This window comes from Candidatus Pelagibacter sp. PS_28 (assembly GCF_059417885.1).
The window spans coordinates 841076-863250 of record NZ_CM182070.1 but is presented as its reverse complement, the minus strand read 5'-3'; the positions used below and the strand labels follow the sequence as shown (position 1 = coordinate 863250).

The following is a 22175-nucleotide window of genomic DNA, read 5'->3' as shown; positions in this document are numbered from 1 at the left end:
GGGAAAAAATTGTATAATTATTGAATAGTATCAGCTGTAACTACGTTGATAGTAATTTCAGAATCTACTTCAGAGTGTAGAATAATTTTAACCTTAAATTTACCAATTGATTTAATTTCAGTTATTGGTTGTATCATTGAAGGTTTAATATCTAGTTTGTCATTTTCTAATATCAGTTTTGAAATTTCAGTTGGTTTAACTGATCCATATAATTCTTTATTTTCAGTACTTAATTTTTTAATTTCGTACTCTTTATTGTTAATTTGTTCAGAGATTTTTTGAGCTTCTTTTTTCTTTTCAGTATCTTTTTTACTTAGCTCAGATTTAATCTTTTCAACTTCTGCAATATTTTCTTTTGAAGCATAAAGAGCTTTTTTATTTGATATTAAGAAGTTTCTAGCAAACCCTCTTTTAACATCTATGATTTCTCCAATAGATCCAATTCTTCTTAAGTTTTCTAAAAGTATAACTTTCATTTAAATTAACGCTAAATTTCTAGCTCTCTTAATAGACAGAGAAAGCTCTCTTTGTTTTTTTTGTGAAACATTCGTAATTCTTGATGGTAAAATTTTACCATTTTCAGACATATATTTTTTTAACAATCTTATGTTTTTATAATCAACTTCTGGAGCACCCTTAGCAGATAAAGGACAAGTTTTCTTAAATTTGTATTTATTAGGTTGAAAAATACTTAGTTTTGCAAAGTTACTTTGACTACCTTTTTTTTTATTTCCTGCTCTTTTTTTTGATGGCATAATTAGTCTCTATTATATTCTTTTTTATATTCTTTTTTTTCGTATTCATCTTTCTTTGAAAAATATTTAGCCTCTAAATTAAATTTTTTAACTTTAACCGTCATATATCTTAGAAGATTTTTATCAATTGCTTCATTTTTTTCTAATTCATCAATAATTTTTCCAGGACCTTTAATCTTAAAGTGCATATAGATGCCTTTTTTATTCTTTTTAATAATGTAAGCTAAATTTAACAAACCCCAATCTTCAGTTTGTACTATTTCTCCTTCATTTTTTTCAACTATTTTAGAATATTTTTCAGTTAATTGCTTAACTTGCGCTGGGCTAGTATCTTGTCTAGCAACTATTGTGTGTTCGTATAAATTCATAATTGTTCTTTAATAAAAAGTGAGGATATACTATTATAATTATTGAATTACAACACTTAAAACCATAATAAACTTTAGATATTTAAATGTTTTCTGTTATTTTTCCAGGTCAAGGCTCACAATTAGTAGGAATGGGTAAAGACCTACATGCTAAATATAGCTTAGTTCAAGATCTATTCAAGGAAGCAGATGATACTCTTGGTTTCTCACTATCAAGCCTTATCTTAAATGGTCCCAAGGAAGAATTAGACTTAACTGAAAATACACAACCAGCAATATTTTTGCTCAGTTATTCAATATTTAAGTTAATCAAAGAAGAGTTTAAAATAGATTTAGATAAAGCAAAATTTTATGCAGGACATTCTTTAGGAGAGTACTCTGCATTGACCGCAGCTGGGTCATTGTCATTTTCAGATACTTTAAAGATATTAAAAATTAGAGGTAGTGCGATGCAAAACTCTGTTCCAAAAGGAGTGGGTGGAATGGTTGCAGTTTTGGGTTCTGAAATTGAACTAATAAAAAAAATTATTGATGAGAATAAAGATAAATACGAATGCTTTATTGCAAATGACAATTCTGTAGGTCAGATCGTTTTGAGTGGAAAAATTGAAGACCTGGAGAAAATTATGGTTGATTTGAAAGCTTCAAATATTAAAAATATTAAATTACCAGTTAGTGCTCCGTTTCATTGTAAATTGATGAATAATGCAACACTTGTGATGAAAGAAGAAATAGAAAAATTAAATTTTAATGAACCTAAAAACATCCTTATTTCAAATGTAACAGGAAAAGAAATATCTAATTCAAATGAACTAAAAGAATTACTAGTTAAGCAAATTGAAAGTAGTGTTCGTTGGCGTGAGAGTGTTTTATTAATGATTGAGAAGGGCGTTACAGAGTTTATTGAAATAGGACCAGGCAAAGTTTTATCTGGATTAATAAAGAGAATTGACAAAAATGTTAAAGTTAGTGCAATAAATACAGAAGAGGATATAAAGTTAATTAATATCAATGAGTAGTTTAAAAGATAAAAATATTATAGTCACAGGTGCTTCAGGTGGAATTGGTAATTCAATAGTTGAGAAGCTAAACCAAAATGGTGCAAATATTTTAGCTACGGGTACAAGAATTGAAAAACTAGAAGAGTTAAAAGAAAAATTTAATAATATAAAAATTCTTAAATTTGATATTTCTCAACATGATAAAATCGAGGAATTTATAGAAAATGCTACCAAAGAACTAGGTGGATCTTTAGATTGCATTGTTAATAATGCAGGCATTACAAAAGATAATTTAACTATTAGAATGAGCTTAGAAGAGTGGTCAAAAGTTATAAATATTAATTTAACTTCTACATTTCTAATGTGTAAATATTCGATTAAAAAAATGCTTAAAAATAAATCTGGAAAAATTATCAATATAACCTCTGTTGTTGGGCATACTGGTAATGTTGGACAAGCAAACTATACTGCATCTAAAGCAGGTATAGTTGCAATGTCAAAAAGCTTAGCAATTGAATATGCAAAAAAAAATATTAATGTTAATTGCATATCCCCAGGCTTTATTAGTACTGCTATGACAGACCAAATAGATGAAAAATTTAAAGAAACAATAATTGCTAAAATTCCATCTAATAGACTAGGTAAACCCGAAGATATTGCTAATGCTGTTAATTTCTTAAGTTCAGATCAGTCAGACTATATTAATGGAGAAACATTACATGTTAATGGTGGTATGTATTTGGGTTGACAAAACTACTTTTTGAACTATTAACGAAATATAACAAAAAGGAACATTATGTCAGAAGATATTTCAAGCAAAGTTAAAAAAATTGTAGCAGATCACTTAGGTATTGATGAAGCTAAAGTGTTGGACGATTCAAGCTTCATAGATGACCTTGGAGCAGATAGTTTAGATACAGTTGAGTTAGTAATGGCTTTTGAAGAGGAATTTGGTTCAGAAATTTCAGATAGTGAAGCTGAAAAAATTCTTACTGTAGGTGACGCTGTTAACTTTATAGCAGGAAAAGCAAACTAGAAATTAAATGTCCATAAAAAAAGATGGGATAATGGTAATTTTATCATCCCCATCTGGGGCAGGTAAAACAACCTTAGTAAAACTCCTCTCTAAAAATAAAAATTTTCATATTTCAGTTTCTCATACCACAAGAAAACCTAGACTAAACGAAATTGCAGACAAGGATTACTACTTTGTTGATCATGATAAATTCGAAAATTTAATAAAAAATGAAGAATTTTTAGAGTATGCAAAAGTATTTAATCATCTTTATGGAACAACTAGAACACCAGTTATTGAAAAATTAGAAAAAAGTGAAAATGTAATATTTGATATTGATTGGCAAGGAGCTGATCAAATCAAGAATAAAAAATTAAATTATAAATTAATTACTTTTTTTATTTTACCTCCTAGTAAAGAGATACTCTTTGAAAGACTGTCAAATAGAGACATGAAAGATAAACTAATAGTAGAAGAACGCATGAAAGAATTTAGTAGAGATGTTTTGCATTGGATTAATTATGATTACGTAATTATTAATGACAATCTAGAAGAATGTTATTCTAAAATTAGCAGTTTAATTGATGCTGAAATTAACAATGGCTCAAAAGACTACGATAAAGATTTCATTAGAAAGCATGTTGAAAAACTAACCTCTTAAGTCTTCATATTCTTTTACAAGTTTAAAATATACTTCAGGCTCAAGGTTTTGAGGTCTAAGATTAAGATCAATACCAAATTTTTCTGCAACTTCTTTTCCATTATCAAAAACTTGGTTAAAGGGTTTTTTTAACATTTTCCTTCTTTGGTTGAAGAATATTCTAGTTATTTTTTCAAGATTTTTAGGATCCTTTAATTTAAAAAAATTCTCTTTGGGAGTGAATAAAAGTAAAGAACTATCTATTTTAGGTCTTGGTGAAAAGCTTTGTGGTTTAATGTCTAATATCTTTTTTACATTTAATTTCCAACTTGATAAAATTGATAGTCTGCCATAATTAGAGTTATTAAATTCAGATATAATCCTATCGGCAACTTCTTTTTGAAACATTAAAATGAGACTATCGAACCAAAAATTTGAGCCAATATTAAGAATCCATTTAGATAAGATTTCTGTCGATATATTATAAGGTAAATTACCAAAGACAGATAGTTTTTGATCCGAAATAGTACTTTCAGATACTTTTAAGATATCATCATTGATGATTTCAATTTCAGTATCAAACTTCTCTTTTAGCAGTTTAGCTAAATCATCATCTTTTTCTACAACATAGAGTTTCTTTGGTTTTTTTTTTAAAATATATGTCGTTAGATTTCCACTACCTGGTCCAATTTCCAAGACTTCCTTGTTAGTAATATCGGTTATGGATACAATTTTTTCAAGCACTTCTCTATCTATTAAGAAGTTTTGGCCAAGACTTTTTTTTGCTTTTATGAACACTTATTTATCCAAAAATTTTAAAGCTTGAATTAAGCTTTTTGGATCAGATAAATTTTTACCTAGCATTGAATAATTTGGGCCATGATCTGGAGAAATACGAGTAAATGGTAGACCTAAAGTAATATTAATTGCATCAAAACCAAATAAAGCCTTCATAGGAGAAAGTACTTGATCATGATACATACCAATAATTACATCATATTTATTTAAAAATGATTTTGTAAAGATAGTGTCAGCTGGAAATGGACCATTTATTTTATTATTTTTTAATCGCAATTTCTTAATAGCTGGAATTATCACTTTATCTTCTTCAGAATTTTTAAAATTACTCTCACAGTGTGGATTTAAACCTGTTATTGCTACCCTTGGCAGTTTATTAAATTTTGTTTTATAAAATTTATCAATAAGCTTAACATGTTGAAATATCTTTTGTTTTGAGATTTGTTTGTGAACATCTTTTAAAGGTAAATGTGTTGTAAGTGGACTAACAGATAGTTTATTATTAAATATAAGCATCACAACTTTATTATTATTTTTTGTTTTTTTCGCTAAATACTCAGTAATACCTAAAGCTTTACCTTTTAAAAAAGATTTTTTTGAAATTGGTCCATTAATAAATTTAGATAATTTATTTCGCTTGATAATTTTTAATGCTAACTCAAAAGAGTTTTTTATGTATTCATTAGATTTACTAGAAATTTTTTCAAAGCAACTTTTAAATTTATACTCTACATTAATTAAGTTAATTTTTTTATTATCTAGTAAATTAAATTTTTTAAAATTTTGATCAATAGTATTGATTTCAAAAAAAAATCCTAATTTAATCATTTGTTGTTCAAGTAATTTTTTTGAAGCAATAATTATTAAAGGGCTTTTATAATGATGGGCTTGAATGCTTTTAAAAAATATTTCTAAAAAAATGCTATTTGGCTCACCTGCAACAATTAATATAGGTTTATAATTCATTTATGAAACTATTAATTTTTATTTTTTCATAAAATATTTTTGAAAATTGATCTAGTTGTTTGCTGGTCTCAAATTGAATCATCTTATTTAACTCTTCATCTTCATTGATTATCACATTTTCATATTTAATTTCCTCTATTTTTAAAATTAAAAATGAAGAACCTACTTGCACAGGAGATGTGTATTGACCAACTTCTAGTACTTTTAATTGTTCTAAAATTTTTGTTGATAATTTTTGTTCCTCTATCCATCCAATTTTACCTCCAAATTTTGAGCTGTCTGATATACTGTATATATTCGCAGTGTTTTTAAATCCTATCTCGCTTATACTTTGATTAATATTTTCTAATTTTTTTTCAAAATTTGAGTTATTTTCTATGTTAAATAAAATCTCAGATAGAGAGTATTTTTTTTGCTTTTTTGTACTTATTAATTTTTTTACTTTTTCTTTTAGTTGATTTGTATCAATATTAATTTGACCTATATATCGATCGTATATCAATTGATTCCATAATATTTCTATTTCAATTTTTTTTTGGACATAGTTTAATGATATATTGTTACTTTGCAGGTATTCTTCAAATTCTTTTTTATTCTTGATATTTAAGTTTCTATAAAAATTTTCTAGATAATTATCAATATCTATATTTATTGTTTTTAAGTCAAAATATTTTATTAATTCTATTTTTTTTAATTTTTCTCGAAGTGCTGACTCTTTTGATAGTTCAATAATTTTTTGTTTTTCTAAATTTTTTAATTGATTATTAAGCGATACTAAATATCGGTATTCTTTTTCTACGTCAGAATTTGTTATAATTTCATTATTGACTTTGTATACGATGTAAAAATTTTCAGCAGTGCTTGATTTAAAACTTATTACTAGCAATAAAAACAAAAATAAAATAAATTTTACTTTAGGCATTATTTTTTAAGATTTGGAGACTTTGTCTCTCCAAATGGTATTATAGTTAAGTTTAAATATATGCTTTCATTCGCTTTTAAATCTCTATCTGTATAATAATCTTTATTATATTGAATTGCTGCAATTAAGCAGTCATTTCTATATTGATACATTAAATTGTAAAACTCTGTTGCATTGGTCTTCTTATTTTCTCTTGTTTCAAAAATAAAGCTACTTGCTTCATTAAAATTATATGACGTTTTATTTGATAAGTAGCTATCTTTATTTATACCATTGTTTTCATTTAGATATTCAAAAGTAGTTACAAAATTATTAATTTTGAATTCATTTTTTAACATTTGATAATTTGTATCTTTTAAATTTTGATCTTGTGTAAATTTATAGTTAAGACTAAAAAAATCATTGGGGTTATAATTCAGTTCTCCCATTATATCTGAGGTTTTATTGCCCAGTGAACTATTTACAGGTAAATTTTGATCATCCTCTAATTTAAAAACGTTAGCAACTTTTAAGTTAAGAACCTCTCTCTTAGAAGAATCGGTATTATAAAATTCAGTACCAAAGCTTAATGATCCACCTCCCTCAACGGAGTCGCTAGATCCAAGTCTGTTAAGAGCAAAAACATTACTCACATCAATTCTTTTATCTTCATTTCTTGCATTCTTAGAATTGTTAGGACTATATCTAGCTGAAATAATAGGCTTGAGTATGTTTGTGTAATCGTTAGTCTTTTTTTCCATTGGATAAGAAGAATTAAACTCAATCAAAGTTGCTATTTTTGTATCTAAATTTTCTTTATAATTTTCTGAATTTTCACTGTCTGTATTAATATTTTTAAATAAAATATTATAATTATTTTTTAAGCCCTTATTAGTAAACCTAGGATAAGAACTATAAAGAAAATCATTAACAATAACCTTTTCAAAAACATTAGTATCATAATTTTTAATGAAGCCACTTGAGTCTAAATTAAAGCTTCCGGATGTTAACATGTCTGAGTAGAGATCTTTTTTAAGATTATAGCTAGGATAAACATATTCATATTTGTCTCCATCTGGTACATCACTTAAATTTTCGTAGACTATAAAATCAGCCTCCAAACTTAAATCTTCTTTTGACGCACTAAATTTAATTGAAGAAGTTAAAGTTCCAGTGTCAGCGTTTATAAGGGAAGAATCTAATTTATAATTTTTTAGATATGTATCCTTAGAAGTAAATTGTAAATCAGCTGATAAATCTAGATTATCAAAATACTTTGAGTTTAATTTTTTTTGACTATTTGAAAAAAAATGACTTTGAGAAGAATTATCTTTTTCACTTAACATACTTAAATCAATAGTATGTTTTGAAGTTGCATTAACTACCCTATATTCAGATTGTGCAAGTATTTTATTCGTTGAATAAAGTCTTGGAGTAAATGTTAAATCTCTATTGTTAGAAAGCACATGAAAATATGGTAGTGTAAATGCTGAGCCAGTAGAATTAGACCCTGTAAAAGAAGGCATCAAAAATCCAGATTGTCTTTTTACAGTTGGGTCAGGATGAAAAAATTTTGGAAAATAAAAAACAGGTTTATCATAAATTTTTAACCATGCATTTTCATAATTAATTGTCTTTTTTTTTTATCATGTGTAATTTTTGAAGCTAAAAATTCCCAGGGTGGACAATCATCATTTTTTTTACAGGTTGTAAAAACACCTTTTTCTATAATCGTTTTATTTTTGTCACTTTTAATGGTTTTGCCCTTTATTCTTGGATCATTGTTTTCAGCTAAATTATTAAAATCTAAAAATATGTCCTTTCCAATTAATTTATTGGTTAATAAATTTATATATGCTTTTTCAATATAATATTTGTTATTTTGCACATCTAAAATATTTGCTCCAGATATTTTCAATAAACCATCGTTTAAAGTATAGGTAAACTTTTCTGAAGTAAAATTATTTAAAGCTTTATCATAAAAAGTGGATCTGACATTTGAAAAAATTGTTTCCTCTATTTTGTTATAAAAAACTTCTTTAGATTTAAATGTAACAATGTTTGCAAGGTCTTTAATTTCAACATTTCCTATTGCCTTAATTAATGAAATTTTTTGATCGTAAATTAATTTATCTGCATTAATTTCAATATTTTTTTCAGGTAAAATAACCTTTGCTTTATTAGCAATTAATATTGATGAACTTTTGTCAAATTTAAAACTTTGACCATCAATTTTTATATTAGAAGACTTGGAGTATGCAGAACCTATTCCAGCATTTATAATACTTCCATTATTTGTAATATTTAAATCTGAAGTACTAAAAATAATTTTATTTGCGTAAGCTTTATTATTAATAATTAAAACTACAAAAAAAAATAAAAATATTAAAAATTTTGAGTTATTTTTCATTTAACCTTACAATTCCAATTAAACTAATGAGTATCAATATCATAAATGGAAGATATGTTGATACTATAATTGGTATTTTACCATTTGCCCCCATTAGATAAGACAAATAAGACAAATAATAAACAATTACCGAAAATAATATCCCTGACAATAAATGAAAAATAATAGAAGTATTTCTTTTATTATTAAACATTATTATTGAAGAAAGAATTGTCATAATTGAGATAAATAATGGGAGAGAATAAAGCTTATGCAAATGAATATCAACTTCTCTGGTAGAATTTCCTAAAGACCTGTAATCATCTCTTAATTTTAGTAATTGAAAAACATTTAAAGAGGACAAATTATCAAACAAACTATTTATTTTTTTAATATCAAAGTGTGTTTTAATAAAATATTTTTCTTTAAGTTGCGTAGTTTTATTATCCTTAAAAATTATTGGCTTAGATAAAATCCATTCATAACTGGAAATATCAATTTCTTGAGAATTAATTATATGAATTAATTGAAAATTACTATCAAATTCATGAATCGAAACATTGATTAATGTATTATTTGATATTTCATCTGCATTAATAATATATATTTTATTGTCAATCTCATCTTTAATCCAAAGGCCACTTTCTTTAACAACTGCCAAATATTTATCATCATTTGAGTATGAATTTTTTATATCAAAATAAATAAACTGTAATTTAGCCGACATCGAATAAAATATAGTTATTAAAATAAAACCAAATAGAAGTGATGTAATAAATAATGTTTTTAAAATTCTGATATTGCTTAATCCATTAATCTTTAAGATCTCAAGCTCATTTTTATCAATTATATCTAGAAAAAAAAATTGAGTTCCAATCAAAAAAATAAAAGGAAAGATTTCAAAAAGAGTAGCTGGAGCATTTAGACCACTCAATATTATTGGAAAAAAAAAGTTTGTTTGAAGATCTTTAAAAAAATTTATTTCTTCAAATAAATTAAGAATAAAGATTAATGTAAAGAAAATTAAAAAAGTATTCAAAATTTTTTTTGCAAAAAGTAATATCAAATAAAGTTCAAAAGTTTTAATCATCAATAATTTTTTTTTGATCTAACGTATGCAAAAAGATTAAAGCTCAAAATTGAAAAAACTGGAAAAATTATAAAAAAATATTGTCCAAAAATATTATAAGATGAATATCTTAAAGAAATTTCAGAAATAATTATAGCCACAATACCAATAAAAAATATTATATATTTATAAAGTGTAAATTTTTTATTTTCTTTTGATATAAATAAAATAAGACATGCTATTGAAGACAGTAGAAGTAGGTATATAGGCTTATAAAACCTTTTGAAAAGTTCTACTTTAATATTTGTGATGATATCTTTATTACAAGTTAAAATTTCACTTTTGAATTGAGTTAACTTGTCTTGCTTGTAGTAATTTAAACACTTTATCAAAAGTCTATTGGTTAATTCCTGAATTTTAGGATTAGTAGTACTTTTACTTCCGTACTGAGTTAAGTTAAAATCTATTTTATCAAATGAAAAACTGTTATTTTTATTGCCTTCTAAATTAACTACGTTTCCATTAGATAGCTCTAAATATTTTTTATTTCCTAACTCTTTTATAAAACCTTTATTTGCATAAATAACTCTAGACTTAGAACCAATTTCCTTGAGAAAAATATTATTATAAACTCCTTTTGGTTTTTCTGTCTCAATGAATATAGTCAGATTTTTTACCACATCTATGAATTTGCCTTCTTGAAAAAGTGATGGAAAAAAATCAATATTAGAATTTCTTATAAAATTACGGGCTTTATCCTGGCTATTTGGTGAAAGATACGCTCCAATGATTATTTGAAAAATTAAAAAAATTAATGAAAAAGCCATAATTACTTTACTAAATTGAAATCTACTTATTCCTGTAGTCCAGAAGATAATTAATTCATTCTTTAATTCATATCTGTTAATTTGATAGAACAAGGAAACAAAGAAAATAAAAGGTAAGATTCTATGAATAATTTTTGGAAAGTTAAATAAAGTATATGAGAGATAAACTTTAAAACTATGTCCGTCCTCTGTTATAAAATCTAGATAGTTAACTGCTTGAATTACCCATACAATTAAACCTAGAGATAAAGTCATTAATAAAAAAAAAAGAAGGTATCTTTTAAAAAATGAGCAAATAATAATTTTTTCATTGTAATATAATAAATTTATTCATATATAGCATCCATCTATCTCAGATTGTATTTAAAAATTTATGTCTATTAAAATTAATTATTTAGAAAAACTCGATAATAAACCATTTGAAAATCTTGTTTTATTTGTTGATGAAAATTTCAATATTAAAGATCTTAAAAAATATACTTCAAATTCTGAATTTTTATACATAGCTGACCTACTAAAAAATAGTGATTTAAAAAAAGATCTTCTTTTATTTAAAGTTAATTCAAAAAAAACAGTATTTTTAGTGTCTATTAAGAAAAATATTAAAATATCAGATATAGAAAATTTGGGAGCTAAATTTAATAGTTACATTAACTATGATAAGAAAAATGAATACTTTGTAAATTCAGACACAATCAACAGCAAAATAAAAAATTTTGTAGGTTATTTTATTCATGGATTAAAATTAAAATCATATGAATTTAATATTTACAAATCTAAAATAAATAAAAAAATTGTTTCTATAAATATTATAGGAAAAAAGAATAAAATATCTAATCAAGATCATTTAAGATTTAAAGCTATAGAAGAAGGAAGTTTTTTTGCAAGAGACCTTGTGTCTGAACCAGGAAACATTTTACATCCGGATGAATATGCAAAAAGAATAAATACACTTAAAAAATTTGGATTAAAAATAAATATCTACGATGAAAAAAAATTAAAAAAACTTGGAATGAACGCCTTACTTGGTGTAGGGCAAGGTAGTATTAGAGGATCATATCTTGTAACAATGGAATGGAATGGAGCAAAAGATAATTCTAAGCCTTTAGCATTTGTTGGAAAAGGTGTTTGTTTTGACACTGGAGGTTACTCTTTAAAACCAGCAAAGTTTATGGAAGATATGACTTATGATATGGCAGGCTCAGCTACCGTTGTGGGTTTAATGAAAAATTTAGCAATAAGAAAAGCAAAAATAAATGCTGTTGGTGTTGTAGGGCTTGTTGAGAACATGGTTAGTGGAAACGCTCAAAGACCTGGTGACATTGTAAAATCTTATAGTGGCAAAACAATAGAGGTATTAAATACAGATGCTGAAGGTAGATTAGTTTTGGCTGATGCTTTAACTTTTACTGAGAAAAAATTTAAACCTAAGTTTATAGTTGATCTAGCAACTTTAACAGGTGCTATTATAGTTTCATTAGGTTCTGAATATGCGGGTCTATTTTCAAACGATGATAAATTATCAAAACAGTTGTTAGAAGCTGGAGATAAAACTGAAGAAAAATTATGGAGAATGCCATTGCATAAAAACTATGACAAACTTATGGATTCAAAAAATGCGGATATGCAAAATATAAATTATGTAGGTGGCGCAGGATCCACAACTGCAGCACAATTTTTACAAAGATTTATTTTAAATAAAACACCTTGGGCTCATTTAGATATAGCTGGTATGGCATTTTCAAAATATGGTGGTGCTTTAAATTCAGGTGGTGCAACTAGCTATGGAGTAAGATTATTAAACCAACTAATAGAGGATAATTATGAGTAATATAGAACAAACACTATCAATCATTAAACCTGATGCTGTTGAAAGAAATTTAGATAATGAAATCAAAGAAATGTTTACGGATAAAGGTTTTAAAATTATTAAAGATAAAAAAATTCAGATAACAAAAGCAGAAGCAGAACAATTTTATAAAGTTCATGAAACTAAACCTTTTTATAATGATTTATGTGCTTATTTGTCTTCAGGACCGATAGTTGTGATGGTGTTAGAGAAAGAAAATGCAGTTTTAGGAAACAGAGAATTAATGGGTGCAACTAAACCAGAGGAAGCTGCAGAAGGAACTATAAGAAAAAAATATGGAATTTCTATTGATAAAAACTCTGTACATGGTTCTGATAGTGTTGAAAACGCTAAAATTGAAATTAATTTTTTCTTTAAAGATTAATTAAATAATTTTTTTATAGCCGCTGGATAGAGCTTGTGCTCTTGTTTTAAAACTTTTTTAGCTAAAGAAATAGAAGTATCTTTTTTTGAAATTTTAACTTTCTTTTGCAGAATTATTTTTCCTGAATCAAGTTTTGCTGTTACAAAATGAACAGTACAACCAGCTACCTTATCTTTATTTTGTATTGCTTTAAAATGAGTATCAAGCCCTTTATATTTTGGCAGTAAAGAGGGATGTATATTAACTATTTTTCCATTAAATTTTTTAATAAAATTTTTAGATAAAATCTTCATAAAGCCTGCAAGGCAAATAAATTTTATATTTTCTTTTTTTAATAAATTTAATATTTTTGTTTCAGCTATTTTATAGTTTTTAAAGCTTGGTACATATTTTTTAATATTAAATTGACTTGAAAATTTTAAACCTTTAGCTTTTGAAGTATTTGAAACAATTAAATCTATGGATATAGGTGAATTTTTTATTTTAGAAAATTTTATTAAATTTTTTAAATTACTTCCAGTTCCAGATATAAATACTGCTGTTTTAATCTTTTTAGGACCAGTCAATTTTACCATTAAGTTTAACTTTATATTTTCCTGCAGTTATTTTTCCAATAACATAGGGTTTAAATTCTTTTGTAAAAAATTTAGTAATTTTATTTAAGTTTTTAGGATTAACGATTAAACAAAAACCAACTCCACAGTTAAATGTTTTTAACATTTCATCGTCATCAATGTTATTTTGTTTCAACCATTTAAAAATTTTTTTAGTTTTAACTTTATTTAAATCTATATCAGCGACTAATTTATCTGGAATAACTCTCCTAATATTATCTGCTAGGCCACCTCCGGTAATATTAGCACACCCATTTAAAAGATTGTTATTAATTAAATTTAGAACTTCTTTGACATAAATTTTTGTAGGTCTCATTAATTCTTTTTTTAAAAATGAATTTTTTTTTAAATTAATTTTTTTTTTATTAAGTACATGCCTAACTAAAGAATAACCATTTGAGTGCACACCACTTGATGGTATAGCCAATACCAAGTCATTTTTTTTTATATTCTTCTTTAATAGTATTTTCTTTTCATCAACCAAACCTACTGCAAAACCTGCTATATCGAATTTACCTTTTTCATAGGTACCTGGCATCTCTGCTGTTTCGCCACCAACCAATTCACAGCTTGAAATTTTACAGCCTCTTACTATTCCTTTGAGGATCAATTTTAATTTATTTAAATCAATTTTATTAATAGAAATATAATCCAAAAATAAAAGTGGTCTTGCTCCTTGAACAATTAGGTCGTTTACACTCATAGCAACTAAATCAATGCCAATTGTGTCATATTTATTGAGTAAATTGGCAATCTCTACTTTTGTACCAACACCATCAGTGCAAGCTACAATTTTAGGATTTTTAAGACTTTTTGGAATATTAGTTATAGAGCCGAAGCCACCAATATTATTAAACTTTTTTTGGCCTTTTTTGTTTGATGATATTGACGATATAAATTTAACAAAATTATCAGCAGCATTTATGTTTACACCACTTTTTTCATAGGTAAATTTTTCTTTTTTCATTAGTATAGTATATGCAAATAATTAATAAATTTTATAAATTACTGAATGTATATATTTATTTTATTTCATTCTCTCTATTAATAGTATTTTTTTCCACAACTTATTCAAATGCAAATGCATTTAGGGTATCTAACATTGAAATATCCTCTCCATTTGAATTAAATTTTGAAAAAAATAACGTTATTGACAAAGGATTTCAAACTTCCTTTTCTGATTTGATTTCAATGATTACAACCTCTGGTGATAGAAAAAAGATTAAAAATGTTTCTATAAAAGAAATTAAGGGCATGATTGATTCTTTCACCATTAGTGATGAAAAATTTATAAATAATGAGTATTTTGCAAATTTAGAAACAACATTTAATAAAAAAAAAATTCTTAAATTTTTAGAAAATAAAAATATTTTTCCATCAATACCCCAAAGAAATAAAGTCCTATTATTTCCTATCCTTATAGAAACTAAAAATAACAATATATATCTTTTTAATAACAATATTTTTTACGATAAATGGAATGAACAAAAAAACTCTTATGATTTGTTAGATTATTTATTACCAAGTGAAGATATTGAAGATTTGATAGAGTTACAAAAAATCTCAAAAGATATTGAAACTTATGATTTTTCAAATTTAATTAATAAATATGATATTAAAGATAATATAATTTTAATAATATATAAAGAAAGCAACAGAATAAGAACACTTTCAAAAATTAATTTAAATAACAGCTTGAAAATTCAAAATAAGAACTATCCCAAATTAGATATTTTGAATAATAATGACTTTTCTAATATTGTTGAAAATTTAAAACAGCTTTATGAAGATCAATGGAAAAAAAATAATGAAATTAATACTTCCATAAAACTTCCTATAACAATATCTATTAATTCCAAAAAAACTAAAAAAATTATAGAGTTGGAACAGGTGCTTTATAGTTTAGATCTAGTTTCTGACTTTAGTATTTTGAATTTTAATAGTGAGATTATTCAATATAAAATTACTTATAATGGCACACCTAATATATTTTTAAATGACATGAAAGAAAAGAACCTTGAATTAGAAATGAAGAATAATATGTGGATATTAAAATGAAAAATTTAAATCAATTATTATTAGATTTTAATTATGAACAAAACTTTAAAGATGATGATTTTTATGTTGGAAAGAGTAATTTTTATGCTTTTGAAATGATTAACAAATGGCCAAAGTGGGAAAAAAATTTTTTAAACATTAATGGTGAAAAATTTTCAGGAAAAAGTCACCTGGTTAATATTTTTTTGAAAAAATTTAATGGCATTAGGATTGATGTTAATTCATTAAATGATGAAAATATTAAATCCATTAAACCTTACCAAAATATTGTTTTAGAAGATTTAAATTTAAATATAAATGAGAAGCTTATTTATTCACTTTTTAATATAATAGATCAAGATAATAAGTTTTTGATAGTCACATCAATGAAACCAATATCTGAGATTAATTTTAAACTTGAAGATCTTCGATCTAGAACAAAGAACTGTCTATTTGCAAATATTCAAAACCCTGATGACGAGCTAATGTTTGCATTAATATTAAAAAATTTATCAGATAGACAAATTACATTAGATAAAAAGCTGATTAACTTTATTATTAAAAGAATTGAGAGATCGTATGGCAAAATATTTGAATTCATATATAAAATTGACAAGATTAGTTTAAAAAAAAAAAATCTATCGATTTTAAAATTATTAATGAAGCTCTTGAGGAATAAGTGAATAAATATAGAACACATACATGTAGTGAGTTAACAATAGATAGTAGTGGTAAAGATGTTGTTTTATCAGGTTGGATAAACAAAAAAAGAGATCATGGAAATTTACTATTCATAGATTTAAGAGACAATTATGGAATGACTCAATGTATCATAGATAAAAGTAACGAAAATTTTAATTCATTAGAAAAAATTCAATTAGAAAGCGTAATTAAGATAAATGGTAAAGTTATAGAGAGAACAAAAGAGACTATTAACACAGATCTTCAAACTGGAGAGATTGAGGTTAATATAAATTCATTTGAAGTGTTGGGTACTTGCAAGGAGTTACCAATGCCAGTTTTTAGTGATCAAGAATATGCTGAAGAAATTAGACTCAAGTATAGATTCTTAGATCTAAGAAGAAAAAAAATTCATGACAATATTATCTTAAGGTCAAAAGTTATCTCTTTTATTAGAAACGAGATGTCTAAACTTGGGTTTTTGGAATTCCAAACACCAATATTAACATCCTCTAGCCCTGAAGGTGCAAGAGATTTTTTAGTACCAAGTAGACTAAATCCTGGAAAATTTTATGCACTGCCACAAGCGCCACAACAATTTAAACAACTTATAATGGTTTCTGGTTTTGATAAATATTTTCAAATAGCTCCATGCTTTAGAGATGAAGATGCAAGGGCAGATAGAAGTCCAGGTGAATTTTATCAGCTTGATTTAGAAATGTCTTTTGTTGAACAAGAAGATGTCTTTCAAGTTGTTGAAAAACTAATAGTCAATGTTTTTAAGAAATTTTCTGAAAAAAAATTGATGTATGAAAAATTTCCAAGAATACCTTATGAGGAGTCTATGCTTAAGTATGGATCAGATAAGCCAGATTTAAGAAACCCATTAATAATTTCAGATTTATCAAATATTTTTACACGTGATGATGTTACGTTTGAGATATTTAAAAAGCTTGTAAAATCTGGTTCTAAAGTGAGATGTATAGTTACAAAAAATACAAAAGATAAACCTAGAAGTTTTTTTGATAATATTGATAAGTGGGCAAAAGAACAAGGGGCGTCTGGTCTTGCTTATTTTACAATTGAAAAAGAAGAAAATATTTCAGCAAAAGGACCGGTGGGAAAATTTTTTTCTAAAGAAGCCCTAGAGGAAATTATGAAAATCACTGGAGCTGAAATAGGGGATAGTATATTTTTTGCTTGTGGAAAAATAAATGATGTTGAAAAAATAACCTCTTTAGCTAGAGATAAAATTGCTAAAGATTTAAAATTAATTGATGAAAATACTTTCGCATTTTGTTGGGTTGTTGATTATCCAATGTTTGAAAAAAATGAAGTAACTAATAAAATCGAATTTAGTCACAATCCATTTTCAATGCCTCAAGGAGACTTAAAAGATATTGATTTTGATAATCCTCTTAATATTAAAGCCTATCAGTACGATATTGTTTGCAATGGGATAGAGCTATCTTCTGGTGCAATTAGAAATCACGTGCCTGAATTGATGTATAAACTTTTCTCGATTGCTGGATATAAAAAAGAACAAGTTGATGAAAAATTTAGTGGAATGATCAATGCTTTAAGTTATGGAGCCCCACCTCATGGTGGTATAGCACCTGGTATCGATAGAATTGTAATGCTGTTAGCAAATGAAAAGAATATTAGAGAAGTTACAATGTTTCCAATGAATCAGAATGCTCAAGATTTAATGATGAACGCTCCATCAAACGTTAACGAAGAGCAACTTAAAGAGCTTGGTTTAGCTTTAAAACTGAAAAAATAATATTACTTTTTACCTTTTAAGCTTATCTTAACGTCAGATAAATCAACAAGATTTTTTTTGTAGTTATTTCTAACAAAACCTTTGCTAGTAACATCTTTTATAATTTTAAGTAATTGATTTTGATCCTCAGTATTTTCTTCCTCAGGTAAAGATCTATCTGATCCACCAATTGATGGAGTGTGAGCAAGATCTTCTCTATTTTGATATGAAATTGCTAATTCTCTAAAAATATAATCAAGTATTGAAGAAGCACTCATTATTCTGTCATTACCGTGTACTTTTCCAGATGGTTCAAATTTAGTATCAACATAAGCACTGATGAACTCATCTAAAGGAACGCCATATTGAAGACCAAGTGAAATTGCTATTGCAAAATTGTTCATCAAAGCTTTTACCAGTTCACCCTCTTTACTTGTGTCTATGAAAATTTCTCCAATTTTACCATCTTCATATTCACCAGTGTGGAGATAAACTTTATGGTCACCAATTGTCGCTTTTTGGATGTAGCCTTTTCTTCTATCAGGCATACTAAATCTTTTACTGACACCCTCGTTAATTTTTTTAACAAAATTAGTATTATTTTCTTTTGAAATGACCTTAGGTTTGCTTTGTTCAGTAATAATATCTATTTTTTTAGTTTCAGTTACTTTATTATTTGAATCTAAACTTTTTGTTTTTCTTGTATCAAGTTTAACGTCTAAAACTTCAAATTTTCCATCGTCCCGTTTTTCAAGATTTGCCAACTCTGTTTCATTAATATCATCTAGATAATGATTAACTTTAAAGCTACAAGTATAATAAGTTTCTACTAAATATTTTGCCATTTTTCCTTTAATTAATTTTTTATTTTGAATCGTAAGATAATTAATTTATATACAAATCCTTACTTTAGTCTAATTTAAATAATACAATTTAGGATTGAAGAATAAATAAAATAATATGTTGACACTTTTAAAAAAAATTTTCATTTGGTGGAACCAAGAAACACTAGGTACAAAATTAAAAACTATTTTTTACGGAAAACTTGCTGGAAAAGATTCTAGTGGCAACAAATATTATGAAAGTAAATCTGGAAAACGATGGGTGATTTACAATGATGAAATTGATGCATCGAAAATCCCTAATGAATGGTACTCTTGGATGCATTTCACTAATAATAGAATTGAAAACAATCATGAATTGAAAAAATATGATTGGCAAAAACCGCATCAATCAAATCAAACGGGTACTGAGAATGCCTATCATCCTAATAAAAATAATGATCCTATTAAAAAAAAATATACAATCTGGAAAAGCTAGTTTCTTATTTCTTTTAATTTATTTTTTTTTAACAAGCATATCATTACCCCTAGTAGCTAATGAAAATAATGAAGGAAAATTTGTTGAAATAAAGATTTTAGATAAAGTAAGTTCAAAGACTGATCTTTTAAAATTAAAGATAGGAGAGGAGCTAAGATTTAAAAGTTTATTAATAAAAAGTCTCAAATGTAAAAATTCTGAATTTGATGACAACCCAGAAATAACAGCTTATATTCAGGTTAAAGATACGATTAATAAAGATAACAACGAAGTGTTTATATTTAATGGGTGGACCTTTTCATCTAGTCCTGCAGTAAATCCTTTTGATCACCCAGTATATGATATTTGGTTAACAAGATGTTATTAGAATACTTTTTCATTATCTAGCCAGCTAACATTAAAGTCTGACTCAATAAATTTTTTATGATTTAGTAAAATTTTATGAAGAGGAATTGTTGTTGTTATTCCTTCAATGACAAATTCATCTAAAGATCGATTCATTCTTTGTATTGCTTCAGTTCTATTTCTGCCATGAGTGATGACTTTACAAATCATACTATCGTAAAATGGTGTAACTTTATAACCTTGAAAAATTGCACCATCTACTCTTGTTCTAAAACCTGATGGTTGGTGACACATTCCTATAGTTCCAGGTGATGGTTGAAAATTTTTACTTGCATCCTCTGCATTAATTCTACATTCTATGGCATGCCCTCTAGGATTAATGTCACTTTGTTTTAAAGCTGTTTCACCAGTGTAAGCTATCCAAATTTGCTCTTTAATAATATCAATACCAGTTACCATTTCAGTTACAGGATGCTCTACTTGAACTCGGGTATTCATTTCTAGAAAATAAAATTTTCCATTTTCATATATAAATTCAACAGTTCCAGCACCCTCATAACCAATTTTACTAACCATATTTACCGTTCTTTCAAAAAGATCTTTTCTAATCTGATCTGTTAAAACTGGACTAGGAGTTTCTTCTATTAATTTTTGATGTCTTCTTTGAACTGAGCAGTCTCTTTCATGTAAATGTACTGTTCTATTTTTTCCAGATAATACCTGAACTTCAATGTGTCTTGGATTTTGGAAAAATTTCTCAATATAAATTTCATCATTGCCAAAATATTTTTGTGCTTCAGACTTTGCTGTTGAAAACAATGTTTCAAATTCTTCTTCTTTACGAACGATTTTCATTCCCTTGCCACCACCACCTGCGGATGCTTTAATCAGAACTGGAAAGCCTATTTTTTTACAAAGTTCTTTGGCTTCCTTTATGTCTGTTATTCCGCCTTCAGAACCTTCAATAACAGGTAGACCATGTTCTTTAGCAATTTTTTTTGCTTGAATTTTATCTCCCATCATCTCTATAAGTTTTGAAGAAGCACCAATAAATTTAATGTTATTTTCCTCTAGTACTTTAGCAAAATTTGCATTTTCAGATAAAAAACCATATCCAGGATGAACCGCTTCTGCTTTTGTAAGTTCTATTGCTGACATCAAAGCTGGGACATTTAAATAACTATTTGCAGGTTGGTGTGAGCCAATGCATACACTTTCATCCGCCAGTCTTACATGCATACTATCTTTATCAACATCAGAATGAACAGCGACAGTTGCTATACCCCATTCTTTACAAGCTCTTATAACTCTGACTGCAATTTCCCCTCGGTTTGCAATTAGAATTTTTTTAAACATTACTCTACGATGATAATAGTTTGGCCGTATTCAACAGGTTGGCCATCTTCTACACAGATTTCTTTTATAATTCCATCTGCTGTTGATGGAACATGGTTCATAGTTTTCATAGCCTCAACTATCATAACCGTTTCACCTTTTTTAATTTTTTTACCAACTTCTACAAATTTTTTACCACCAGGTTCTGCCGCAAGATAAGCTGTACCAATAATAGGAGATTTAACTTCAGTTCCAGACACAACAGTCGACTTAACCGTATCAAGGGTTGGTGTTGAAGCAGCAACACTTACAGTTTGATTTGAACTAGATGGATTCGATTTTGATACTTTGATCTTAGTATCTTTATCAGTGTATTCAATTTCAGTTAAATTGAATTCATTTAAGTAGTCGGTTAATTCTTTAATGATATTTTTATCTATTTTCATTTCTGTAACATGTTTTGCATTGCAATTATGGCTAAAATATAACCATTATCACCTAAACCAAAAATTCCACCAGTAGCAATATCGCTGATTAAAGATTTGTGTCTAAATTCTTCCCTTTTATATATATTTGATATGTGAAGTTCAATAATTGGTTTTTTATAAATATCTAAAGCATCCCTGATAGCTACAGATGTATGTGTAAAACCTGCAGCATTAATAATTATACCATCAAATTTACTTTTAGCCTCTTGGATGGTTGTAACTATTTCACCTTCTATATTTGACTGGGAAAATTCTAAATTAATATTTAAATCTTTAGCTTTACCTAAACAATTTTCTTTTAACTTATCAAAAGTTATTGATCCATATTGTGATTGTTCTCTTTCACCTAATAGATTAAGATTAGGACCATTAATAATTATAATATTATTACTCATCAAATTCTTATACATTATGAAAAAAATAAAAAAAATAAAAATTAAATTAAATGGTAAATTTTCAACAATAAATGAAAATTTAAGCCTCTTAATTTTTTTAAAAGAACTAAAAATACCTCTTAAAAAAGTAGCAATTGAATTAAATCAAGAAATAATAGATAAAAATAATTTAAAGACTATAAAACTAAAAAATAATGACAAAATAGAAATTGTTCATTTTATTGGAGGTGGATAA

Annotated in this window: 28 protein-coding genes; 12 read left to right on the top strand and 16 right to left on the bottom strand. The window is 26.2% G+C overall.

The window, feature by feature from the left end; genetic code table 11:
* Positions 1 to 17 precede the first annotated feature (17 nt).
* Genes rplI through rpsF form a run of 3 tightly spaced genes read right to left on the bottom strand, consistent with a single transcriptional unit; the run spans position 18 to position 1123 of the window.
* Entirely contained in the window at positions 18 to 476 is a 459-nt protein-coding gene (gene rplI / locus AC5SMR_RS04740) for a 50S ribosomal protein L9 (protein WP_006997210.1), read from the bottom strand.
* A complete protein-coding gene (rpsR, locus tag AC5SMR_RS04735; protein WP_006997209.1) occupies positions 477 to 755 on the bottom strand; it encodes a 30S ribosomal protein S18 in 279 nt (92 codons plus the stop codon).
* Positions 756 to 757: 2 nt separating this feature from the next.
* Complete coding sequence (gene rpsF / locus AC5SMR_RS04730) at positions 758 to 1123, bottom strand: 30S ribosomal protein S6 (protein WP_006997208.1); 366 nt, start codon at positions 1121 to 1123, stop codon at positions 758 to 760.
* Between the two features lie 86 nt (positions 1124 to 1209).
* On the opposite strand from rpsF, the gene fabD reads away from it, so the two are divergent.
* The 4 genes from fabD to gmk are packed head-to-tail and all read left to right on the top strand — an operon-like array spanning position 1210 to position 3800.
* Positions 1210 to 2142 (top strand): ACP S-malonyltransferase, encoded by a 933-nt coding sequence (gene fabD, locus AC5SMR_RS04725; protein WP_494576383.1) that lies wholly within the window; start codon positions 1210 to 1212, stop codon positions 2140 to 2142.
* A complete protein-coding gene (gene fabG, locus AC5SMR_RS04720; protein WP_011281882.1) occupies positions 2135 to 2872 on the top strand; it encodes a 3-oxoacyl-[acyl-carrier-protein] reductase in 738 nt (245 codons plus the stop codon). The genes fabD and fabG overlap by 8 nt, the downstream gene beginning before the upstream one ends.
* Positions 2873 to 2920: 48 nt before the next feature.
* Complete coding sequence (locus AC5SMR_RS04715) at positions 2921 to 3160, top strand: acyl carrier protein (RefSeq protein WP_006997205.1); 240 nt, start codon at positions 2921 to 2923, stop codon at positions 3158 to 3160.
* Positions 3161 to 3167: 7 nt separating this feature from the next.
* On the top strand, positions 3168 to 3800 hold the full coding sequence (gene gmk, locus AC5SMR_RS04710; protein WP_271486705.1) for a guanylate kinase: 633 nt from the start codon (positions 3168 to 3170) through the stop codon (positions 3798 to 3800).
* On the opposite strand, the gene rsmA is transcribed toward gmk, so the two are convergent.
* From rsmA to AC5SMR_RS04675, 7 genes are all read right to left on the bottom strand, one after another.
* Positions 3789 to 4577 (bottom strand): 16S rRNA (adenine(1518)-N(6)/adenine(1519)-N(6))-dimethyltransferase RsmA, encoded by a 789-nt coding sequence (rsmA, locus tag AC5SMR_RS04705; protein WP_494576381.1) that lies wholly within the window; start codon positions 4575 to 4577, stop codon positions 3789 to 3791. The two genes, gmk and rsmA, sit on opposite strands and share 12 nt — an antisense overlap.
* Positions 4578 to 5543 carry a 4-hydroxythreonine-4-phosphate dehydrogenase PdxA gene (locus AC5SMR_RS04700; RefSeq protein ID WP_494576379.1) on the bottom strand — a complete coding sequence of 322 codons (966 nt, stop codon included), beginning with the start codon at positions 5541 to 5543 and terminating at the stop codon, positions 4578 to 4580.
* The gene (locus AC5SMR_RS04695) at positions 5533 to 6465 is read right to left on the bottom strand and encodes a peptidylprolyl isomerase (RefSeq protein ID WP_494576377.1); all 933 of its coding nucleotides are present in this window, start codon (positions 6463 to 6465) and stop codon (positions 5533 to 5535) included. The genes AC5SMR_RS04700 and AC5SMR_RS04695 overlap by 11 nt, the downstream gene beginning before the upstream one ends.
* The gene (locus AC5SMR_RS04690) at positions 6465 to 7970 is read right to left on the bottom strand and encodes an LPS-assembly protein LptD (RefSeq protein ID WP_494576375.1); all 1506 of its coding nucleotides are present in this window, start codon (positions 7968 to 7970) and stop codon (positions 6465 to 6467) included. Before AC5SMR_RS04690 ends, AC5SMR_RS04695 begins: the two co-directional genes overlap by 1 nt.
* A gap of 80 nt (positions 7971 to 8050) precedes the next feature.
* A complete protein-coding gene (locus AC5SMR_RS04685) occupies positions 8051 to 8854 on the bottom strand; it encodes a hypothetical protein (RefSeq protein ID WP_494576373.1) in 804 nt (267 codons plus the stop codon).
* The gene (locus AC5SMR_RS04680) at positions 8844 to 9923 is read right to left on the bottom strand and encodes an LptF/LptG family permease (RefSeq protein WP_494576371.1); all 1080 of its coding nucleotides are present in this window, start codon (positions 9921 to 9923) and stop codon (positions 8844 to 8846) included. Before AC5SMR_RS04680 ends, AC5SMR_RS04685 begins: the two co-directional genes overlap by 11 nt.
* Positions 9923 to 11026, bottom strand: coding sequence for an LptF/LptG family permease (locus tag AC5SMR_RS04675; protein ID WP_494577402.1), 1104 nt, complete (start codon positions 11024 to 11026; stop codon positions 9923 to 9925). The genes AC5SMR_RS04680 and AC5SMR_RS04675 overlap by 1 nt, the downstream gene beginning before the upstream one ends.
* Positions 11027 to 11102: 76 nt before the next feature.
* On the opposite strand from AC5SMR_RS04675, the gene AC5SMR_RS04670 reads away from it, so the two are divergent.
* Together AC5SMR_RS04670 and ndk are read left to right on the top strand one after the other, a co-directional pair.
* On the top strand, positions 11103 to 12560 hold the full coding sequence (locus AC5SMR_RS04670; protein WP_494576369.1) for a leucyl aminopeptidase: 1458 nt from the start codon (positions 11103 to 11105) through the stop codon (positions 12558 to 12560).
* Positions 12553 to 12963 carry a nucleoside-diphosphate kinase gene (ndk, locus tag AC5SMR_RS04665; RefSeq protein WP_494576367.1) on the top strand — a complete coding sequence of 137 codons (411 nt, stop codon included), beginning with the start codon at positions 12553 to 12555 and terminating at the stop codon, positions 12961 to 12963. The genes AC5SMR_RS04670 and ndk overlap by 8 nt, the downstream gene beginning before the upstream one ends.
* Here ndk and purN read toward each other — a convergent pair.
* Together purN and purM are read right to left on the bottom strand one after the other, a co-directional pair.
* On the bottom strand, positions 12960 to 13538 hold the full coding sequence (purN, locus tag AC5SMR_RS04660) for a phosphoribosylglycinamide formyltransferase (RefSeq protein ID WP_494576365.1): 579 nt from the start codon (positions 13536 to 13538) through the stop codon (positions 12960 to 12962). The two genes, ndk and purN, sit on opposite strands and share 4 nt — an antisense overlap.
* Positions 13516 to 14544 (bottom strand): phosphoribosylformylglycinamidine cyclo-ligase, encoded by a 1029-nt coding sequence (purM, locus tag AC5SMR_RS04655; RefSeq protein ID WP_494576363.1) that lies wholly within the window; start codon positions 14542 to 14544, stop codon positions 13516 to 13518. The genes purN and purM overlap by 23 nt, the downstream gene beginning before the upstream one ends.
* 11 nt (positions 14545 to 14555) lie before the next feature.
* On the opposite strand from purM, the gene AC5SMR_RS04650 reads away from it, so the two are divergent.
* The 3 genes from AC5SMR_RS04650 to aspS are packed head-to-tail and all read left to right on the top strand — an operon-like array spanning position 14556 to position 18078.
* Positions 14556 to 15635, top strand: a complete 1080-nt coding sequence (locus tag AC5SMR_RS04650) for a hypothetical protein (RefSeq protein ID WP_494576361.1) — start codon at positions 14556 to 14558, stop codon at positions 15633 to 15635.
* Positions 15632 to 16297: a P-loop NTPase family protein gene (locus AC5SMR_RS04645; RefSeq protein WP_494576359.1), complete on the top strand. Its 666-nt coding sequence runs from the start codon at positions 15632 to 15634 to the stop codon at positions 16295 to 16297. The genes AC5SMR_RS04650 and AC5SMR_RS04645 overlap by 4 nt, the downstream gene beginning before the upstream one ends.
* A complete protein-coding gene (aspS, locus tag AC5SMR_RS04640) occupies positions 16294 to 18078 on the top strand; it encodes an aspartate--tRNA ligase (RefSeq protein WP_494576357.1) in 1785 nt (594 codons plus the stop codon). The genes AC5SMR_RS04645 and aspS overlap by 4 nt, the downstream gene beginning before the upstream one ends.
* A gap of 2 nt (positions 18079 to 18080) precedes the next feature.
* Here the strand turns inward: aspS and AC5SMR_RS04635 are convergent, their stop codons facing one another.
* Positions 18081 to 18902: a TSCPD domain-containing protein gene (locus AC5SMR_RS04635; RefSeq protein ID WP_494576355.1), complete on the bottom strand. Its 822-nt coding sequence runs from the start codon at positions 18900 to 18902 to the stop codon at positions 18081 to 18083.
* A 115-nt stretch (positions 18903 to 19017) separates the two neighbouring features.
* Between AC5SMR_RS04635 and AC5SMR_RS04630 the strand changes: the two genes are divergently transcribed.
* The gene (locus AC5SMR_RS04630; RefSeq protein WP_006997189.1) at positions 19018 to 19377 is read left to right on the top strand and encodes an NADH-ubiquinone oxidoreductase subunit NDUFA12 family protein; all 360 of its coding nucleotides are present in this window, start codon (positions 19018 to 19020) and stop codon (positions 19375 to 19377) included.
* Positions 19337 to 19744 carry a DUF2155 domain-containing protein gene (locus tag AC5SMR_RS04625; RefSeq protein WP_494576353.1) on the top strand — a complete coding sequence of 136 codons (408 nt, stop codon included), beginning with the start codon at positions 19337 to 19339 and terminating at the stop codon, positions 19742 to 19744. Before AC5SMR_RS04630 ends, AC5SMR_RS04625 begins: the two co-directional genes overlap by 41 nt.
* Here the strand turns inward: AC5SMR_RS04625 and accC are convergent.
* Genes accC through aroQ form a run of 3 tightly spaced genes read right to left on the bottom strand, consistent with a single transcriptional unit; the run spans position 19741 to position 21940 of the window.
* The gene (gene accC / locus AC5SMR_RS04620) at positions 19741 to 21078 is read right to left on the bottom strand and encodes an acetyl-CoA carboxylase biotin carboxylase subunit (protein ID WP_494576351.1); all 1338 of its coding nucleotides are present in this window, start codon (positions 21076 to 21078) and stop codon (positions 19741 to 19743) included. The two genes, AC5SMR_RS04625 and accC, sit on opposite strands and share 4 nt — an antisense overlap.
* On the bottom strand, positions 21078 to 21503 hold the full coding sequence (locus tag AC5SMR_RS04615) for an acetyl-CoA carboxylase biotin carboxyl carrier protein (RefSeq protein ID WP_494576349.1): 426 nt from the start codon (positions 21501 to 21503) through the stop codon (positions 21078 to 21080). Before AC5SMR_RS04615 ends, accC begins: the two co-directional genes overlap by 1 nt.
* Positions 21500 to 21940 carry a type II 3-dehydroquinate dehydratase gene (aroQ, locus tag AC5SMR_RS04610; protein ID WP_494576347.1) on the bottom strand — a complete coding sequence of 147 codons (441 nt, stop codon included), beginning with the start codon at positions 21938 to 21940 and terminating at the stop codon, positions 21500 to 21502. The genes AC5SMR_RS04615 and aroQ overlap by 4 nt, the downstream gene beginning before the upstream one ends.
* A gap of 16 nt (positions 21941 to 21956) precedes the next feature.
* Here aroQ and thiS point away from each other — a divergent pair, with 16 nt between their 5' ends.
* Complete coding sequence (gene thiS / locus AC5SMR_RS04605; RefSeq protein WP_006997184.1) at positions 21957 to 22175, top strand: sulfur carrier protein ThiS; 219 nt, start codon at positions 21957 to 21959, stop codon at positions 22173 to 22175.

Coding starts and splice junctions, on each gene's coding strand:
- purN (WP_494576365.1), bottom strand. CDS start 13,538: ATGGTAAAATTGACTGGTCCTAAAAAGATTAAAACAGCAGTATTTATA.
- rplI (WP_006997210.1), bottom strand. CDS start 476: ATGAAAGTTATACTTTTAGAAAACTTAAGAAGAATTGGATCTATTGGA.
- AC5SMR_RS04630 (WP_006997189.1), top strand. CDS start 19,018: ATGTTGACACTTTTAAAAAAAATTTTCATTTGGTGGAACCAAGAAACA.
- AC5SMR_RS04685 (WP_494576373.1), bottom strand. CDS start 8,854: ATGAAAAATAACTCAAAATTTTTAATATTTTTATTTTTTTTTGTAGTT.
- AC5SMR_RS04680 (WP_494576371.1), bottom strand. CDS start 9,923: ATGATTAAAACTTTTGAACTTTATTTGATATTACTTTTTGCAAAAAAA.
- gmk (WP_271486705.1), top strand. CDS start 3,168: ATGTCCATAAAAAAAGATGGGATAATGGTAATTTTATCATCCCCATCT.
- ndk (WP_494576367.1), top strand. CDS start 12,553: ATGAGTAATATAGAACAAACACTATCAATCATTAAACCTGATGCTGTT.
- accC (WP_494576351.1), bottom strand. CDS start 21,078: ATGTTTAAAAAAATTCTAATTGCAAACCGAGGGGAAATTGCAGTCAGA.
- AC5SMR_RS04625 (WP_494576353.1), top strand. CDS start 19,337: ATGATCCTATTAAAAAAAAATATACAATCTGGAAAAGCTAGTTTCTTA.
- rpsF (WP_006997208.1), bottom strand. CDS start 1,123: ATGAATTTATACGAACACACAATAGTTGCTAGACAAGATACTAGCCCA.
- rpsR (WP_006997209.1), bottom strand. CDS start 755: ATGCCATCAAAAAAAAGAGCAGGAAATAAAAAAAAAGGTAGTCAAAGT.
- AC5SMR_RS04635 (WP_494576355.1), bottom strand. CDS start 18,902: ATGGCAAAATATTTAGTAGAAACTTATTATACTTGTAGCTTTAAAGTT.
- AC5SMR_RS04645 (WP_494576359.1), top strand. CDS start 15,632: ATGAAAAATTTAAATCAATTATTATTAGATTTTAATTATGAACAAAAC.
- AC5SMR_RS04690 (WP_494576375.1), bottom strand. CDS start 7,970: ATGCCTTCTTTTACAGGGTCTAATTCTACTGGCTCAGCATTTACACTA.
- AC5SMR_RS04715 (WP_006997205.1), top strand. CDS start 2,921: ATGTCAGAAGATATTTCAAGCAAAGTTAAAAAAATTGTAGCAGATCAC.
- fabD (WP_494576383.1), top strand. CDS start 1,210: ATGTTTTCTGTTATTTTTCCAGGTCAAGGCTCACAATTAGTAGGAATG.
- AC5SMR_RS04615 (WP_494576349.1), bottom strand. CDS start 21,503: ATGAAAATAGATAAAAATATCATTAAAGAATTAACCGACTACTTAAAT.
- AC5SMR_RS04670 (WP_494576369.1), top strand. CDS start 11,103: ATGTCTATTAAAATTAATTATTTAGAAAAACTCGATAATAAACCATTT.
- thiS (WP_006997184.1), top strand. CDS start 21,957: ATGAAAAAAATAAAAAAAATAAAAATTAAATTAAATGGTAAATTTTCA.
- purM (WP_494576363.1), bottom strand. CDS start 14,544: ATGAAAAAAGAAAAATTTACCTATGAAAAAAGTGGTGTAAACATAAAT.
- AC5SMR_RS04650 (WP_494576361.1), top strand. CDS start 14,556: ATGCAAATAATTAATAAATTTTATAAATTACTGAATGTATATATTTAT.
- fabG (WP_011281882.1), top strand. CDS start 2,135: ATGAGTAGTTTAAAAGATAAAAATATTATAGTCACAGGTGCTTCAGGT.
- AC5SMR_RS04695 (WP_494576377.1), bottom strand. CDS start 6,465: ATGCCTAAAGTAAAATTTATTTTATTTTTGTTTTTATTGCTAGTAATA.
- aroQ (WP_494576347.1), bottom strand. CDS start 21,940: ATGAGTAATAATATTATAATTATTAATGGTCCTAATCTTAATCTATTA.
- AC5SMR_RS04700 (WP_494576379.1), bottom strand. CDS start 5,543: ATGAATTATAAACCTATATTAATTGTTGCAGGTGAGCCAAATAGCATT.